This window comes from Aeromonas allosaccharophila (assembly GCF_016026615.1).
In the GTDB taxonomy this organism is placed as follows: Bacteria; Pseudomonadota; Gammaproteobacteria; order Enterobacterales; family Aeromonadaceae; genus Aeromonas; species Aeromonas allosaccharophila.
Genome location: NZ_CP065745.1, coordinates 1,632,392 through 1,647,052, shown reverse-complemented (window position 1 = coordinate 1,647,052; position 14,661 = coordinate 1,632,392). Strand labels below are relative to the sequence as shown.

11 protein-coding genes are annotated in these 14,661 nt (G+C 60.5%); 8 read left to right on the top strand and 3 right to left on the bottom strand.

The window, feature by feature from the left end; translation table 11 throughout:
- Window positions 1-83: 83 nt before the first annotated feature.
- Together I6G90_RS07335 and I6G90_RS07330 are read left to right on the top strand one after the other, a co-directional pair.
- A complete protein-coding gene (locus I6G90_RS07335) occupies window positions 84-545 on the top strand; it encodes a hotdog fold thioesterase (RefSeq protein WP_139409031.1) in 462 nt (153 codons plus the stop codon).
- A 181-nt stretch (window positions 546-726) separates the two neighbouring features.
- Window positions 727-2,637, top strand: a complete 1,911-nt coding sequence (locus I6G90_RS07330) for a DEAD/DEAH box helicase (RefSeq protein WP_042059352.1) — start codon at window positions 727-729, stop codon at window positions 2,635-2,637.
- Window positions 2,638-3,229: 592 nt separating this feature from the next.
- On the opposite strand, the gene I6G90_RS07325 is transcribed toward I6G90_RS07330, so the two are convergent.
- The 3 genes from I6G90_RS07325 to I6G90_RS07315 all read right to left on the bottom strand — a co-directional run bounded on the left by I6G90_RS07325 (window position 3,230) and on the right by I6G90_RS07315 (window position 6,335).
- Complete coding sequence (locus I6G90_RS07325; protein ID WP_042657651.1) at window positions 3,230-4,552, bottom strand: Na+/H+ antiporter family protein; 1,323 nt, start codon at window positions 4,550-4,552, stop codon at window positions 3,230-3,232.
- Between the two features lie 263 nt (window positions 4,553-4,815).
- The gene (gene rnt, locus I6G90_RS07320; protein WP_197930490.1) at window positions 4,816-5,493 is read right to left on the bottom strand and encodes a ribonuclease T; all 678 of its coding nucleotides are present in this window, start codon (window positions 5,491-5,493) and stop codon (window positions 4,816-4,818) included.
- Window positions 5,494-5,591: 98 nt separating this feature from the next.
- Window positions 5,592-6,335: a phosphatase PAP2 family protein gene (locus I6G90_RS07315; protein ID WP_075113057.1), complete on the bottom strand. Its 744-nt coding sequence runs from the start codon at window positions 6,333-6,335 to the stop codon at window positions 5,592-5,594.
- A gap of 247 nt (window positions 6,336-6,582) precedes the next feature.
- Here I6G90_RS07315 and I6G90_RS07310 point away from each other — a divergent pair, with 247 nt between their 5' ends.
- The 6 genes from I6G90_RS07310 (at window position 6,583) to folC (ending at window position 14,636) form a co-directional block, all read left to right on the top strand.
- Window positions 6,583-7,704 carry a 4-phosphoerythronate dehydrogenase gene (locus I6G90_RS07310; RefSeq protein WP_197930488.1) on the top strand — a complete coding sequence of 374 codons (1,122 nt, stop codon included), beginning with the start codon at window positions 6,583-6,585 and terminating at the stop codon, window positions 7,702-7,704.
- Window positions 7,705-7,896: 192 nt separating this feature from the next.
- Window positions 7,897-8,913, top strand: coding sequence for an aspartate-semialdehyde dehydrogenase (locus I6G90_RS07305; protein WP_197930486.1), 1,017 nt, complete (start codon window positions 7,897-7,899; stop codon window positions 8,911-8,913).
- 270 nt (window positions 8,914-9,183) lie between these two features.
- Window positions 9,184-11,382: a FimV/HubP family polar landmark protein gene (locus tag I6G90_RS07300; protein WP_197930484.1), complete on the top strand. Its 2,199-nt coding sequence runs from the start codon at window positions 9,184-9,186 to the stop codon at window positions 11,380-11,382.
- A 199-nt stretch (window positions 11,383-11,581) separates the two neighbouring features.
- Entirely contained in the window at window positions 11,582-12,391 is an 810-nt protein-coding gene (truA, locus tag I6G90_RS07295) for a tRNA pseudouridine(38-40) synthase TruA (protein ID WP_197930482.1), read from the top strand.
- Window positions 12,392-12,510: 119 nt separating this feature from the next.
- The gene (accD, locus tag I6G90_RS07290) at window positions 12,511-13,374 is read left to right on the top strand and encodes an acetyl-CoA carboxylase, carboxyltransferase subunit beta (RefSeq protein WP_042657645.1); all 864 of its coding nucleotides are present in this window, start codon (window positions 12,511-12,513) and stop codon (window positions 13,372-13,374) included.
- A gap of 2 nt (window positions 13,375-13,376) precedes the next feature.
- Window positions 13,377-14,636 (top strand): bifunctional tetrahydrofolate synthase/dihydrofolate synthase, encoded by a 1,260-nt coding sequence (gene folC, locus I6G90_RS07285; RefSeq protein WP_197930480.1) that lies wholly within the window; start codon window positions 13,377-13,379, stop codon window positions 14,634-14,636.
- Window positions 14,637-14,661: the final 25 nt, after the last annotated feature.

Below are 14,661 nucleotides of genomic sequence, written 5' to 3'. Positions count from 1 at the left end.
GGTCGGGGCATCTTTTTTTCGTTGTCTTTTTCGCCGACGCTGCTCGCGTCTAACCCATTGATCACATAAGGAGTCTGCTCGCCATGAGTCAAGAAAACGCCCCCATCTGGCGCAAGCCCATGAGTCTGGAGGGGCTCAACGCCACCTCTCGTAACACCCTGATGGCCCATCTCGACATCGTCTATACCGGCTTTGGCCCGGACTGGCTGGAAGCGACCATGCCGGTGGATCATCGTACCCACCAACCCCTTGGCATGCTCCACGGCGGCGCGTCGGTAGTATTGGCAGAAACCCTGGGATCGCTGGCAGCCAATATGGCGGTGGGGCCAGATAGCTACTGCGTGGGACTGGAGGTGAATGCCAACCATCTGCGGGCCAAGCGGGAAGGGGTGGTGACCGGTCGTTGCGCGCCGCTGCATCTGGGGGCGACGACTCAGGTGTGGCAGATTGAAATTCGGGACGAACGGGGACGTTTATTGTGTACCAGCCGACTGACGATGGCGGTGCTCAAACACAAGCGGGGCAAGGACTCCAGCGAGGAGTGACCTGCAATAACGCACCAGTAGTGAAAAATAAGCAAGCCATAGTCGCAAGATCCCTCTATAATTGCCAACGTCTTGAGAGGCTTATCACATTTTTCAAGACAGCAGAACAAAGTGGCGCTATAATCGCCGCCTTTTTGCTATTCCGCGGTGCTTAGCCGCCTGCCTTAATCTGGAAGAATCTATGTCTGATACCGAACAACTGCCCCTTTTTAGTGAGCTTGGACTGGCCGCGCCTGTATTGAAAGCGCTGCAAGACGTGGGCTATGAGCGCCCGTCACCGATCCAGGCCGCAGCAATTCCCCACCTGATGGCGGGACACGATCTGCTGGGGCAGGCGCAAACCGGTACAGGGAAGACCGCTGCTTTTGCCTTGCCTCTGTTGTCTCGTCTGGAAGCTGGTAACCGCAACACTCAGGTTTTGGTGCTGGCTCCGACCCGTGAACTGGCCCTGCAAGTTGCCGAGGCGTGCCAACGTTACGCCAAGCACATGCCTGACTTCCATGTCCTGCCGATCTACGGCGGCTCCTCTTACGAAACCCAGACCCGCGCCCTGCGTCGTGGTGCCCAGGTTGTCGTCGGTACCCCTGGTCGTGTGATGGATCTGATCCGTCGCAAGAACCTGGACCTCTCCGGCCTGAAAGCCCTGGTACTGGACGAAGCCGATGAAATGCTGCGTATGGGCTTCATCGACGACGTGGACTGGATCATGGAGCAGTGCCCGGCCACCCGTCAGGTTGCCCTGTTCTCCGCTACCATGCCGGACCAGATCCGTCGCGTTGCCCAGAAGCACCTGAAGCAGCCGAAAGAGATCAAGATCATCACCAAGACGTCCACTGCACCGACCATCCGCCAGCGTTACTGGCAGGTAACCGGTCTGCACAAGCTGGACGCCATGACCCGTCTGCTGGAAGTCGAACCGTACGAAGCCGTACTGGTCTTCGTGCGCACCAAGAATGCTGCCGAAGAGCTGGCTGGCAAACTTGCCGCTCGTGGCCACGCTTGTGAAGCGCTGCACGGTGACATCCCGCAGAAACTGCGTGAGCGTACCGTTGACAAGCTGCGTCAAGGCCAGCTGGACATCCTGATCGCCACCGACGTTGTCGCTCGTGGTCTGGACGTTGAGCGTATCACTCACGTAGTGAACTACGACATTCCGTACGACACCGAATCCTACGTACACCGTATCGGCCGTACCGGTCGTGCCGGTCGTAAAGGTGAAGCCATCTTGTTCGTTGCTCCCCGTGAGCGTCGCATGCTGCGCGCCATCGAGCACGCTACTCGTCAGGCCATCGAGCCGATGAAGATGCCGAGCACCGAGGACATCAACCAGCACCGTCTGACCAAGTTCAAAGAGCGCATCCGGGAAACCATGATGGGTGAAGAGCTCGAGATCTATGTGAACCTGGTTAACGAGCTGATCGAAGAAGATTCTGCCGATCCGCTGGAGCTGGCTGCCGCATTGGCCAAACTGGTACAGGGCGACCAACCGCTGCTGCTGGATGACTCCATCCCGGATCCGCTGCTGAATGCCAGCAACGATCGTGGTGGTCGTGATTTCGACCGTCGTGACGGTGGCCGCGATTTCGGTGCCCGTGACTTCGGCGACCGTGGTGATCGTCCTGCCCGTCGCATGCCGTCCCTCGAGCCGCGTCCGCTGAAAGACAACCCGGATGTGGAGATGGAGCGTTACCGCGTAGACGTGGGTGCCCATCACGGCGTCAAGCCGGGCCAGATTGTTGGCGCCATCGCCAACGAAGCGAACATCGAGAGCCGTTTCATCGGTAACATCGACATCGCCGATGACTTCTCCACCGTCGATCTGCCGAAAGGCATGACCGCCGATGTACTGGAAGTGATCAAGAAAGCCCGTGTTTGCCAGCGTCCGCTGCAGATCACTCGCTACACCGAAGTGCCGGCTGGCAGCAACACTGCTCCCCGTCCTCCGCGTAGCGATCGCCCCTTCAACAAGGAGCGTCCTTTCAACAAGGATCGCCGTCCCCAGGGTGACCGCCCGTTCAACAAGAGCGGTGAGCGCCGTGAAGGTGGCTTCAACAAAGATCGCAAATTCAGTGGCAAGCGTCGCGAAAGCTGATTGCTGACCCCGTTATGAAAAAGGCCGCTCATTGAGCGGCCTTTTTTTGTGCCTGCGGTTTTGCCCTGTGTTCTTGCTGAACGCCAGGGTGGCATAAGGTGTTACATGGGTTAGCGCATGATGGCCGCTACTTGATAACTGGATGCCGGGGAGAGAGAACGCCTTTTCTACTCGACAGGCGGTTGTGATGTGGTCTGGTGTCATCCGCCGTGCTGCCATAAGGCAGAGCGGGCAGCCGTTTCTCTGTATTGGCAAGCGTTGAGCGAACCGATAGTACTGCGACAGTGCAGCGCATCGTTGTGCAATCCACTGGAGCGCACCTGGGGAGACGCGCACTCTTTATGACCTCAAGGTCAGGCGTTGGGACGTGTGCGCTTGGGTGGATGGTTGCACGGAGACAGACAGCATTGCGCCCGGTGACTTCGGCGGTCGGAAGCGGTGGTGGTGAGGTGGTCGCTCAGAAGGCCTATCTGGCTGGCGGCCACTATTCATGTCGAGCGGGAGAATCGGTTGGCGTCAATGAAGAAGGCGACCATCAGGTCGCCTTCTTGTTGTACATGGTGAAGTGTACTGGTCGCTGCCTGCGGGGCTATCAGAGCACCATGGCGGCAATCCAGCCGAAGATCACCAGCGGGATGTTGTAGTGAATAAAGGTGGGCACCACGCTGTCCCAGATATGGTCGTGCTGGCCATCGGCGTTGAGGCCGGAGGTGGGGCCCAGAGTGGAGTCGGAGGCCGGTGAACCCGCATCCCCCAGCGCGCCAGCGGTACCAACCAGTGCGATGATCGCCATCGGTGAGAAGCCCAGCTGCAGGCAGAGTGGCACATAGATGGTGGCGATGATGGGCACGGTGGAGAAGGAAGAACCGATCCCCATGGTGATCAGCAGGCCTACCAGCAGCATCAGGAAGGCGGCGATGCCCTTGTTCTGGCCGATGCCGGAAGCGACCACCTGAACCAGCGTATCGACACCGTGGGTTGCCTTCATCACGGCAGCAAAGCCGGCGGCGGAGATCATGATGAAGCCGATCAGCGACATCATGCGCACCCCCTGGGTGAAGGCATCCTGGCTTTCGCGAAATTTGATGACGCCACCGCAGGTAAAGATGACAAAACCGGCCAGCGCACCCAGCACGATGCTGTTGGTCATCAGTTGCAGCCCCAGTGCCACGCCAATGGCCAGCAGGGCGACCCAGATGTGGGTGAGATTGAGTTCAACGGTCTCAGGCTCCGCATCCAGGATCTTGGCGAGATCGTACTGGCGCGGTTTGCGATAGCTGATGAACACTGCGATCAGCAGGCCCAGCAACATACCGGCGACCGGAATGGCCATCGCCAGCGGGATCTGGCTGGTGGTGATGGGCACGCCGTTATCGATCAGATTCTTGGCCAGAATGTTGTTCAGGAAGATGCCACCAAAGCCGACCGGCAGCACCATATAGGTGGCGGTCAGGCCAAAGGTGATGACACAAGCCACCTGACGACGGTCGATCTGCATCTGCGCCATCACATGCAGCAGCGGCGGGATCAGGATGGGAATAAAGGCGATATGAACCGGGATCAGGTTCTGGGACGAGATGGCCACGGCCAGCACGGAACAGAGCAGCAGGGTCTTGACCCACATGATGCGGGTCGAGCTGGCATCCTTGCCCAACTGGCTGATCACCTTGCGGGCCAGCAGGTCGGTGATCCCGGACCGGGAGATGGCAACCGCAAAGGCGCCCAGCATGGCGTAGGAGAGGGCAATCTCGGCGCCACCGCCCAGGCCACCGCTGAAGGTGGTGAGGGTATCGGTCAACGACAGCCCGCCGACCAGGCCGCCAGCAATGGCCCCCAGCGCCAGCGAGACCACCACATTGATCCGCAGCAGACTGAGCACCAGCATCAGCCCGACTGCGATAACAACTGGATTCATTTGATTTCCTTATAGTTTGTTATTGCTGTCTGTCATGTGAAGGGGAGTTAGTTTGCGAAAAATGTGACAAATGTCGAGAAAAAAATCAGTCAACCCCCTCATATCGCAGCAGCATCTGGCACAAGGTTGATCAACATGAGGGTTTGTGGCCGGTTTGTCTCCGTGCACAGCGCATACAAGGGTTGATAGTGCGTTCTTGTGCGCAGAGCGATCAATCACGCCGCCGAAAAAAACGAAGGCTGCCTGTGGCAGCCTTCATCCGTTTATGCCTGCCCGTCATCGTCGGCAGGGGTATCCGGCGTGTCGTCATCCAGATGAGCAGGCGGCCAGCCCCCCATGCTCTTCCAGCGGTTGACGATATGACAAAACAGCTCGGTGGTGCGCTCGGTGTCATAGAGGGCAGAGTGCGCCTCTTTATTGTCAAACGGGATGCGGGCGCTCTGGCACGCTTTGGCCAGCACGGTCTGCCCCAGCGCCAGCCCGGAGAGGGCGGCGGTGTCGAAGGTGGCAAATGGGTGGAACGGATTGCGCTTGAGGCCAGCGCGCTCGGCGGCGGCCATCACGAAGCCGTGATCGAAGGTGGCGTTGTGGGCCACTATGATGGCGCGGCCGCAATCCTGCTCCTTCATCCCCTTGCGGATCCCCTTGAAGATCTCGGTCAGTGCCTCTTTTTCCGAGACAGCGCCACGCAACGGGTTGTAAGGATCGATGCCGGTGAACTCCAGTGCGGCCTTTTCCAGGTTGGCCCCTTCGAAGGGCTCGACATGAAAGTGGAACACTTGGTCGGGAACGAGCCAGCCCTGCTCATCCATTTTCAGGGTGTAAGCCGCGATTTCGAGCAAAGCATCGGTCTTGGCATTGAACCCGGCTGTTTCAACATCGATGACGACGGGGTAAAAACCACGGAAACGGCCCTTGAGGGTATGAACTGCGTCGGTCATGGGATCTCGGTCGGGATAAAATGAGGCGGCATTATGGCAAAAAAGCACAGGCTTGTCCTCCCATCCCACGCAGGAAGCCTGTGCAAGTGGTGCTGGATTCAATATCTGTGCAGCCACCAGCGGGCGGCGATCAGCGCCGTGACAGTGCCCAGCAGGGCGCTGGTCAGCACATCCATCGGCCAGTGCATCCCCATCACCATGCGCGACAGGCCAATCCCCAGCGCCCACAGCGGTAGCAGCCAGACGCCCGTGGGCGCGCGGGCCAGCCAGATGAGGCCGAAAAACTGGGCCAGGCTGATGGCGGCGATGCTGTGGCCAGAGGGGAAGGCGTAATTCACCTCCTTTTGCCAGTGGTGGCCGAGCCACTCGGGCAGTGCCAGCAACTGGCTGGCGGCGTGAACCTGTTCGCTGCGTACCTCGACGCTACTGGCGTAGAAGCTCTTGATGGCCGGGATCAGCGCCTGACTCTCCAGCCAGAGCAGGTAGGGTCTGGGCTCCTCGGTCAGGTGCTTGATCAGGCTCTTGAGCACCCAGTCGCTGGCAAGCAGGGCCGCCAGTGCACACCCCAGCGCAATGAAGGGGGCCCACTCCAGTTTCAGTTTGTAGCGGCTCAGCAGCAGCAAGAGGGCGCCACTGACTCCAATCCCGGGAATATCGACCATGCGGGTGAGGGCGTATGACCACCATAGCCAGCCAGCTTGCAGCGAGCCGGTCAGAAACGGTTGCCAGGGCAGCGTGGCGAGTAGCAGCAGGGGCAGGATCAACAGGGCACTGAATCCGAGCACCTGACTGCGGGTGAGTGAGGCGGTTGACGCTGGGAGCGACGGGGCGTGTTGCGGCATGGTGGGTATGGGCGATCGCGAAAAAGAGGGGCATTGTGCCACCGTGACATGCCCGGACAAAGCCGAGCAGTCAGTTTGTTACCTCTGCTTACACATTTGTGGCGACATCCTCTGTTTGAATGGGCGGATGGGGCGGTCGCCGCGCAATGTGGCCCCCTTTCGCGCCGGATTGCATCACAGGCTGAAATCTCGGGCGGCTTTGCGCTAGAATGGCGCCCCCGTGGCGGTTGTGACCAAAGAGAGCCCGATGAAGATAGTCGTTGATGAGAATATGCCCCATGCCGTGGAGCTGTTTGCCGAATTTGGCGAGGTGATCCCCTTGCCCGGACGGCAGATGCAGGCCCGCGATCTGCTGGATGCCGATGTGCTGCTGGTGCGCTCGGTCACCCGCGTCAACGGCGATTTGCTGGCGACCAGCCCGAAACTCGGGTTTGTCGGCACCGCCACCATCGGCACCGACCATGTGGACAAGGCACTGCTGGCGAGCCGCAATATTCCTTTCTTCAGCGCCCCAGGTTGCAACAAGTATTCGGTGGGGGACTATGTGCTCTCCGCCCTGCTGGTGTTGGCGGAGCGTTACGAACTCGACCTCTCGGCCATGACGCTGGCGGTGATTGGCGCGGGCAATACCGGCGAGTGCGTGGCTGGCAAGGCACAAGCGCTCGGCATGCGGGTGCTGCGCTGCGATCCGCCCAAGGCGAGGGATAATCCCAGCGGCGTTTTTGTCGATTATCAGACCGCCCTTGGCGCCGATATCGTCAGCTTCCACGTACCCATCACCCGCGAAGGGCCGGATGCCACCTACCATCTGCTGGATGCCGAGCAGATTGCCGCCCGTCCTGCCGGGCAGATCCTGATCAATGCCTCCCGAGGCGAGGTGTGGGATAACCGGGCCCTGCTGGCGCGTCAGTTGGGCGATGCGCCATTGCGACTGGTGATGGATGTGTGGGAGAAGGAGCCCGAGCCACTGGCAGCGCTGGTGCCCCATACCGAGATTGCCACCCCTCATATCGCCGGTTACAGCCTGGAGGGGAAGGCGCGCGGCACCTGGATGCTCTATCAGGCGCTCTGCCTGCAGCTGGGGCTCCAGCCTCGTCAGGATTTGAGTCGGCTGTTGCCTGCCCCCGATGTGCAGGCGGTGGTGCCGGGCCGCGCGCCGGATCAGGCGCTGATCAAGCAGCTGGTGCATCTGGTTTATGACGTGCGCCGCGATGATGCCCGTTTTCGGGCCCGACTCGGCCTGTCCGGCAGCTTTGACGAGCAGCGCAAACACTATCCCGAGCGCCGTGAACTATCCTCCCTGCAGATCGATGGGGAGTTTGCCGACAAGGCGCTGGGCGCGTTGGGATTTGCGCTGTCACGCCCCTGAACGGGGGCAAATTGTTGGAAGATAACCGGAAGGGGTGAGCCGTACTGGCCACACCGACCCGATTTTTTACTGAGCTGGCGCAGATTTTACTGCGCTGGTTCAGCCATATCAGGCAGCGTCATCTCGCAGCGCGAGAGTCTGCCGACCATGGCGCCAGCCGGTGCCATTGCAGCATTATCAGAGGAGAACAGAATGAGCCAGCAGTTTAACGTAGCGGTATTGGGTGCCAGCGGCGCCGTGGGTCAGGCGATGATCGAGATCCTGGAAGAGCGCGAATTTCCGGTGGCGACCCTCTATCCGCTGGCTTCCAGCCGTAGCGCCGGTGATACCGTGCGTTTTGGCGGCAAGAACCTCGAGATCCTCGATGTGGAGGAGTTTGACTGGAGCCAGGTGCAGATCGCGCTGTTCTCCGCCGGTGCCGAGGTCTCTGCCAAGTGGGCGCCGATTGCTGCCGAGCACGGCTGTATCGTCATCGACAACACCTCCTGCTTCCGTTATGACGAAGATATCCCGCTGGTGATCCCGGAAGTAAACCCGGACGCGCTGGCCGATTTTCGCAATCGCAACATCATCGCCAACCCCAACTGCTCCACCATCCAGATGCTGGTGGCTCTGAAGCCGTTGCACGATGAGGTGGGGATCGCCCGTATCAACGTGGCGACCTATCAATCCGTGTCAGGCTCGGGCAAAGAGGGGGTCAGCGAGCTGGCGGGCCAGACCGCTCATCTGCTCAACGGTCGCCCGGTGGAACCGACCCTCTATCCGCAACAGATCGCCTTTAACCTGATCCCGCAGATCGACAGCTTCACCGACAACGGCTACACCCGTGAAGAGATGAAGATGGTGTGGGAAACCCAGAAGATCCTGGGCGATGCCACCATTGCCGTGAACCCCACCTGTGTGCGGGTGCCGGTCTTCTACGGCCACGCCGAGGCGGTACACGTCGAACTGCACCAGCCGCTCGATGCCGAACAGGTCAAGGATCTGTTGCGCAATGCGCCGGGCGTAACCCTGTTTGATGACGAAGGGGATTATCCGACCCCGGTGCGTGACGCAACAGGCAAGGATGAGGTGCTGGTCGGTCGGGTGCGCCAGGATATTTCTCATCCGAGTGGTATCAATATGTGGATCGTGGCCGATAACGTTCGTAAGGGCGCGGCAACCAACAGTGTACAGATTGCCGAGCTGCTGGTTCGCGACTATCTGTAAAGCGGGACGATGCCACCGATGCGCAGCAGGGAGTGCTGCGCATCCGGCCGGTGAGCACTGCGGGGTGTGACCCATGCCGCACTCCGCCACTTCAAGATTCTGTTGCGATATCAACTGATTAAGTTTTTTCCTACACTCAGAGTCAAGTTGGGTGCTAAATGTGTCGGACTGCTGGCTTGCTAGGCGAGCCTGATTTATATTGAACCGACTGTTTTGGGGTAACTATCCAGATTTTTCAATGCGATAGGGCCGTCATACGAAGGAACGAATATGGGACATTCCCGCATAACATTGGCAACGCTACTCGCATTGGGTCTGCTGGGCACCGTCCAGGCTGAAGACTCGGCGCGGGAGCCTTTTTTTGTCGAGCTAAAAGGCCCTGACGAACCTGCACCTCCCGCCGTCAATTCCCAGCCGCTGGCGCAACCGGTCGCCAGACCCGTGGCGCAGCCGGTGCGCGCAACCGCCGAGCCGGTGGTGCGTCAGGTCACGGCCAATGCCGGTAGCTATGGCCCTGTTCGTCCGACCGATACCCTCTGGAGTCTGGCGAGCAAATATCGCCCCTCTACGAGTGTCAGCGTCTACCAGACCATGGTGGCGATCTACGAGAAAAATCCCCGCAGTTTTGCCGATGGCAATATCAACCACATTCTGGTGGGCTCCCGCATTTTGCTGCCGACCGTGGCCGAGGCGAGCGTCATCACCGATGCCCAGGCCCGCGCCAAATTCCGCAGCGACAACGCCAGCTGGAAAGGGCTGAGCCCCAAATATCTGGCCAATAAGCAGGCCCACACGGCCAAACCGGTTGCTGTCAAACCGGCGAAGGTTGAGGCGGCCAAGTCCGAGCCGGTGAAAGCCGCTCCGGCACCGCTGCCGGTGGCGAAAGCCGCACCCATTCCTGCGCCTGTTGTGGCACCGCAACAGGCGGCTGAAACCAAAGAAGTGGCCAAGGTGAGCGAGCCCGCGCCGAAAGAGGCGGTGGCTCCCGCACCTGTACCGAGCGCCGCAGAAGGCACCACACCGGCGCCTCTGCCTTCAGATCTGGATAAACCGGTGGGCAAACCGGCCACCGAGATGGCGCTGGCACTGGAAGATGCCAATGCCCAGCTCGGTCAGGTGACCGAAATGAACCACAGGCTCAAGCTGCGCCTGCAATCGCTGACCGAAGAGGTGGAGACCCTCAAGGCCCAGCTGCAGGATCAGACTGCGCTGCAAAAAGAGATTGCCGAGCTCAAGGCCCAGCCGGTTCCTCCGGTGGTCGCTGCGCCCGAGCCCAAGCAAAATTGGCTGATGGATCTGCTCGCCTCACCGCTCAACCTCGCCATGATCATCTTGCTGCCGGTGCTGCTGGTGCTGGCACTGGTGACCCTCTGGCTGCGGGCCCGTGCCCGTCGCGAGCTGGAAGAGCAGGAGAAGAGCCTCTCCGAATCCACTGCGATGATGATGGATCAGGAGCAGAGCGAATTTGATGATCTGCTGAGCGTCGATGTGACCGACAATGAGCCGGTGCGCCCGGTGCCGGATCTCAACACCCCCGATGGCTTCATGCCGGTTGAACCGGACAAGCCGGAACTGGATCTGGTGTTCAGCGACGACGGTGAGATGGATCTGCAAGGCTTCGAGCCGGAGCGGATGGCGGCCCAGCCAGCCAGTCGTGACCCGGATCTGGTGCCGGATCTCGATCTCTCGCTGGATGAGCCGATCGCCCTGGCCAACGAACCCGCCATGGATCTGGCCAGCGAGTTCAATCCCAAGCCCAAGGCCGCTGATGAAGTCATGAGCGAAGAGGAACTGCAGGCCGCCCTGTTTGCCGAGCTGGATGCGGATCTCTCTGCCGACCTCGAGCCCGATTTGAATTCCATTGACGAAGTCGGCGCCGCTGACGACGATCTGGCCAGCTTCGATCTCGGCGAGTTCGAAAATGCCTTCGACGAGCCCGCCGCTGGCAAAGATGACAACGCCATTGATCTCAGTGCCGAAGACGGCGCCGACGAGAGTGCCGATGCGATGCTGGCTGAGCTCGGTCTTGAGCCAGCCAAGGCGAAGGAAGCCGAGCTGGATCTGGAGTGGGATCCCAACGAGCTGGCGCTCTCCGATTTCGAAGATGCGTTCGCCGAGGTGGAATCTCATCCGGCCGATGTGCAGCCCCGTGAGCAAGCGCAGGAGAGCGGCTACGTCGAGATCGACAAGCTGCTGGCCGAGGCCGATGCCAGCACCACTGAGCAGGAGCCTTATCAGGGCTTCTCGCTGGATGTGGGGCTCGATGGCTTCCCCGAGGTGCTGCCGGAATCCACCGGGTTTGATGTGGATGCCGACGACGGCGGTGTGGGTGCCAAGCTGGATCTGGCCCGTGCCTACCTCGAGATCGATGACAAGGATAGCGCTCGCGAGCTGCTGCAAGAGGCGGCAGAGCAGGGCAGCGATCACCAGCGCGCCGAAGCAGAGAAGTTGCTCAAGCGGTTGGGCTAAATCAATTCCCATCACGGGATCAGCAAAACGAGGGCAGCCAGTGGCTGCCCTCTTCTTTTGGCGAGTTGCGATGGGGTGAGGGTGGCCATGCAGGCTGACCATCCAGGCCAATTGCGCGCGTGGTGGGACTTTTCGGGCTGAGCGCGTATAATCCGCCCCGTTTCTTTCACTGCGTTTTCACAACAAGACAAGTTTATCCATGCGAATTGCCCTAGGTATTGAATATGACGGCAGCCGGTATTTCGGCTGGCAGCGTCAGCGTGAAGTGATCAGCGTGCAGGCTGAACTGGAGACGGCTCTGAGCCGGATTGCCAACCACCCTGTCTCCATCCAGTGTGCCGGACGCACCGATGCCGGTGTCCATGCGACCGGCCAGGTGATCCACTTCGATACCGAGGCGAACCGCGCCGAGGGCGCCTGGACCCTGGGGCTCAATTCCAACCTGCCGCCGGATATCGCCGTGCGCTGGGTCAAGCAGGTGGACGATAGCTTCCACGCTCGCTTCAGCGCCACCGCCCGTCGCTACCGCTATGTCATCTACAACCACAACTACCGGCCGGCGATCCTCGGCAGTGGCGTCAGTCACTATCACGAGACCATCGATGCCGAGCTGATGCACCGGGCGGGCCAGAGCCTGCTGGGGGAGCATGACTTCAGCACCTTCCGTGCCGTCGCCTGCCAATCCAACACCCCGTGGCGCAATGTGACCCATCTGTGCGTCAGCCGTTCCGGCCCCTACATCGTGCTCGACATCAAGGCCAACGCCTTCCTGCACCACATGGTGCGCAACATCACCGGCTCCCTGCTGCTGGTGGGGCAGGGGCTCAAACCGGTGGAGTGGATTGCCGAGGTGCTGGCTGCCAAGGATCGCAATCTGGCCGGGCCGACCGCCAAGGCCGGTGGCCTCTATCTGGTCGACGTCGATTACCCGGCCGAGTTTGCTCTGCCGCAGTTGCCGCTCGGCCCGCTGTGGTTGCCGGACTCGGCACCGGGTACGACCAGTTTTTAGTAACTGCGCCCGAAAAATTGTGGTTTAATGACCCGTCATTTGTTGCCATCGAGCTAGTAAGTCATTGAACAATCTAGGCTCGATGCGTTTTGTCAGGCACAAAAGCATTAAGGAATTCCATGAGCTGGCTTGAGAAGATTCTTCCCAAGAGCAAGATCACTGCGCCCCGTCGTCACAACATTCCGGAAGGGGTGTGGACCAAGTGCAGTGCTTGTGAACAGGTGCTCTACCGGGCAGAGTTGGAGCGCAACCTCGAAGTGTGCCCCAAGTGTGATCATCATATGCGTATCAGCGCCCGCGCCCGTCTCGAGAGCTTCCTCGATGAGCAGGGTCGTACCGAGATCGGTGCCGAGCTGGAGCCGCAGGATGTACTGAAATTCAAGGATTCCAAGCGCTACAAGGATCGTTTGTCTGCCGCCCAGAAAGATACGGCAGAGAAAGATGCGCTGGTGGTGATGAAAGGGACCCTCAAAGGGGTGCCGGTTGTCGCCTGTTCGTTCGAATTCTCCTTCATGGGTGGCTCCATGGCCTCCGTGGTCGGTGCCCGCTTCGTGCGTGCCGTCGAGGAGTGCATCAAGGAAGGTCGCGGTCTGGTCTGCTTCTCCGCCTCTGGTGGTGCTCGCATGCAGGAAGCGCTGTTCTCCCTGATGCAGATGGCCAAGACCAGTGCGGCGCTGGACAGACTCACCAAGGCGGGCCTGCCCTATATCTCCGTGCTGACCGACCCCACCATGGGTGGCGTCTCCGCCAGTCTGGCGATGCTGGGTGACATCAACGTGGGCGAGCCCAAGGCGCTGATCGGCTTTGCCGGCCCGCGCGTTATCGAGCAGACCGTGCGCGAGAAACTGCCGGAAGGCTTCCAGCGCTCCGAGTTCCTGCTGGAAAAGGGTGCCATCGATATCATCATCGATCGCCGCGAAATGCGTAACCGTCTGGCCAGCCTGCTCGCCAAAATGCTGAATACTCACGTCATCGAAGAGTGAAGATGAGTTCAAACATGCAACAATCCCAAAGCCGGTCGCTTGTCGACTGGCTTTCTTATTTGGAGCAGATCCACCCGGTCAATATCGACATGGGTCTGGATCGGGTCGGTGCCGTCGCCCGGCGTATGGGGCTTACCCAACTGCCGTTCAAGGTGATCACGGTGGCGGGCACTAACGGCAAGGGCTCCAGCTGTGCCATGGCGGCCAGCATTCTGATGGCCGCAGGCTATAAGGTCGGTGTCTACTCCTCGCCCCATCTGCTGCGCTTTACCGAGCGGGTGCGGGTCAACGGGCAAGAGCTGCCCGACAGCGATCACTGCGCCGCCTTTGCCGAGGTGGAAGCTGCTCGCGGCGAGATTGCCCTTACCTTCTTCGAGTTCGCGACCCTGGCCGGCTTGTGGCTCTTCTGCCGCGCCGCGCCCGATGTGCTGCTGCTGGAAGTGGGGCTGGGCGGTCGGCTCGATGCCACCAATGTGGTGGAGTCCGATGTGGCGATGATCACCTCTATTGCCCTCGATCACTGCGACTGGCTGGGTGATACCCGCGAAGCGGTCGCGGTGGAGAAGGCTGGCGTGTATCGCGCCGGTAAACCCGCCATCAGCGGCGAGCCCAATCCGCCAGCGACCATCGCCAGCGAAGCAGCGCGAATTGGTGCCAACCTGCGTCAGGTCGGTATCGATTTTCGTGGCGATGAGCACGAGAGCAGCTGGGATTATCAGGGCCTCAACCAGTGGCGGGATCTGCCAAAACCGGCCTTGCCGCTGATGAACGCCGTGACCGTGCTGGCGGCGCTGGAGTCCCTCGGCTTGCCGCTGCCGGAGTCTGCCATCCGTGACGGCTTGGCCAATGCCCGACTGGCTGGCCGGATGCAGCAACTGCAAAGTGCGCCGCAGGTGATCGTCGATGTGGCCCACAATCCCCATTCGGCGGCCTATCTGGCGGCCCAGCTGCGTAAAATGCCCTGCGCAGGCGTGCGCCGCGCCGTAGTCGGCATGCTCAAAGACAAGGACATGGCAGGATCGCTTGCCGAACTCGATGGTCTGATTGGCGAGTGGTATCTGGCCAGTCTCACCGGCCCGCGCGCCGCCACTGCCGAGCAGCTGGCTGCGGCACTGGGGGAAGGCAAGGGGCCAGCCAGGGCGTTTGATGATGTCAGTGCCGCTTATCAGGCTGCGTTGGCCGCATCGAGTCCGGACGATATGGTCATTGTGTTTGGTTCGTTTTACACTGTCGCCGACATTCTGGCGGGTGTCGCCGTCTAGGCCACACCCCGGCTCCCCGGCCCTC

What these genes read in the sequence shown, in the direction of transcription:
- I6G90_RS07335 (WP_139409031.1), top strand. Translation starts at nt 84, where the DNA reads ATGAGTCAAGAAAACGCCCCCATCTGGCGCAAGCCCATGAGTCTGGAG.
- I6G90_RS07330 (WP_042059352.1), top strand. Translation starts at nt 727, where the DNA reads ATGTCTGATACCGAACAACTGCCCCTTTTTAGTGAGCTTGGACTGGCC.
- I6G90_RS07325 (WP_042657651.1), bottom strand. Translation starts at nt 4,552, where the DNA reads ATGAATCCAGTTGTTATCGCAGTCGGGCTGATGCTGGTGCTCAGTCTG.
- rnt (WP_197930490.1), bottom strand. Translation starts at nt 5,493, where the DNA reads ATGACCGACGCAGTTCATACCCTCAAGGGCCGTTTCCGTGGTTTTTAC.
- I6G90_RS07315 (WP_075113057.1), bottom strand. Translation starts at nt 6,335, where the DNA reads ATGCCGCAACACGCCCCGTCGCTCCCAGCGTCAACCGCCTCACTCACC.
- I6G90_RS07310 (WP_197930488.1), top strand. Translation starts at nt 6,583, where the DNA reads ATGAAGATAGTCGTTGATGAGAATATGCCCCATGCCGTGGAGCTGTTT.
- I6G90_RS07305 (WP_197930486.1), top strand. Translation starts at nt 7,897, where the DNA reads ATGAGCCAGCAGTTTAACGTAGCGGTATTGGGTGCCAGCGGCGCCGTG.
- I6G90_RS07300 (WP_197930484.1), top strand. Translation starts at nt 9,184, where the DNA reads ATGGGACATTCCCGCATAACATTGGCAACGCTACTCGCATTGGGTCTG.
- truA (WP_197930482.1), top strand. Translation starts at nt 11,582, where the DNA reads ATGCGAATTGCCCTAGGTATTGAATATGACGGCAGCCGGTATTTCGGC.
- accD (WP_042657645.1), top strand. Translation starts at nt 12,511, where the DNA reads ATGAGCTGGCTTGAGAAGATTCTTCCCAAGAGCAAGATCACTGCGCCC.
- folC (WP_197930480.1), top strand. Translation starts at nt 13,377, where the DNA reads ATGAGTTCAAACATGCAACAATCCCAAAGCCGGTCGCTTGTCGACTGG.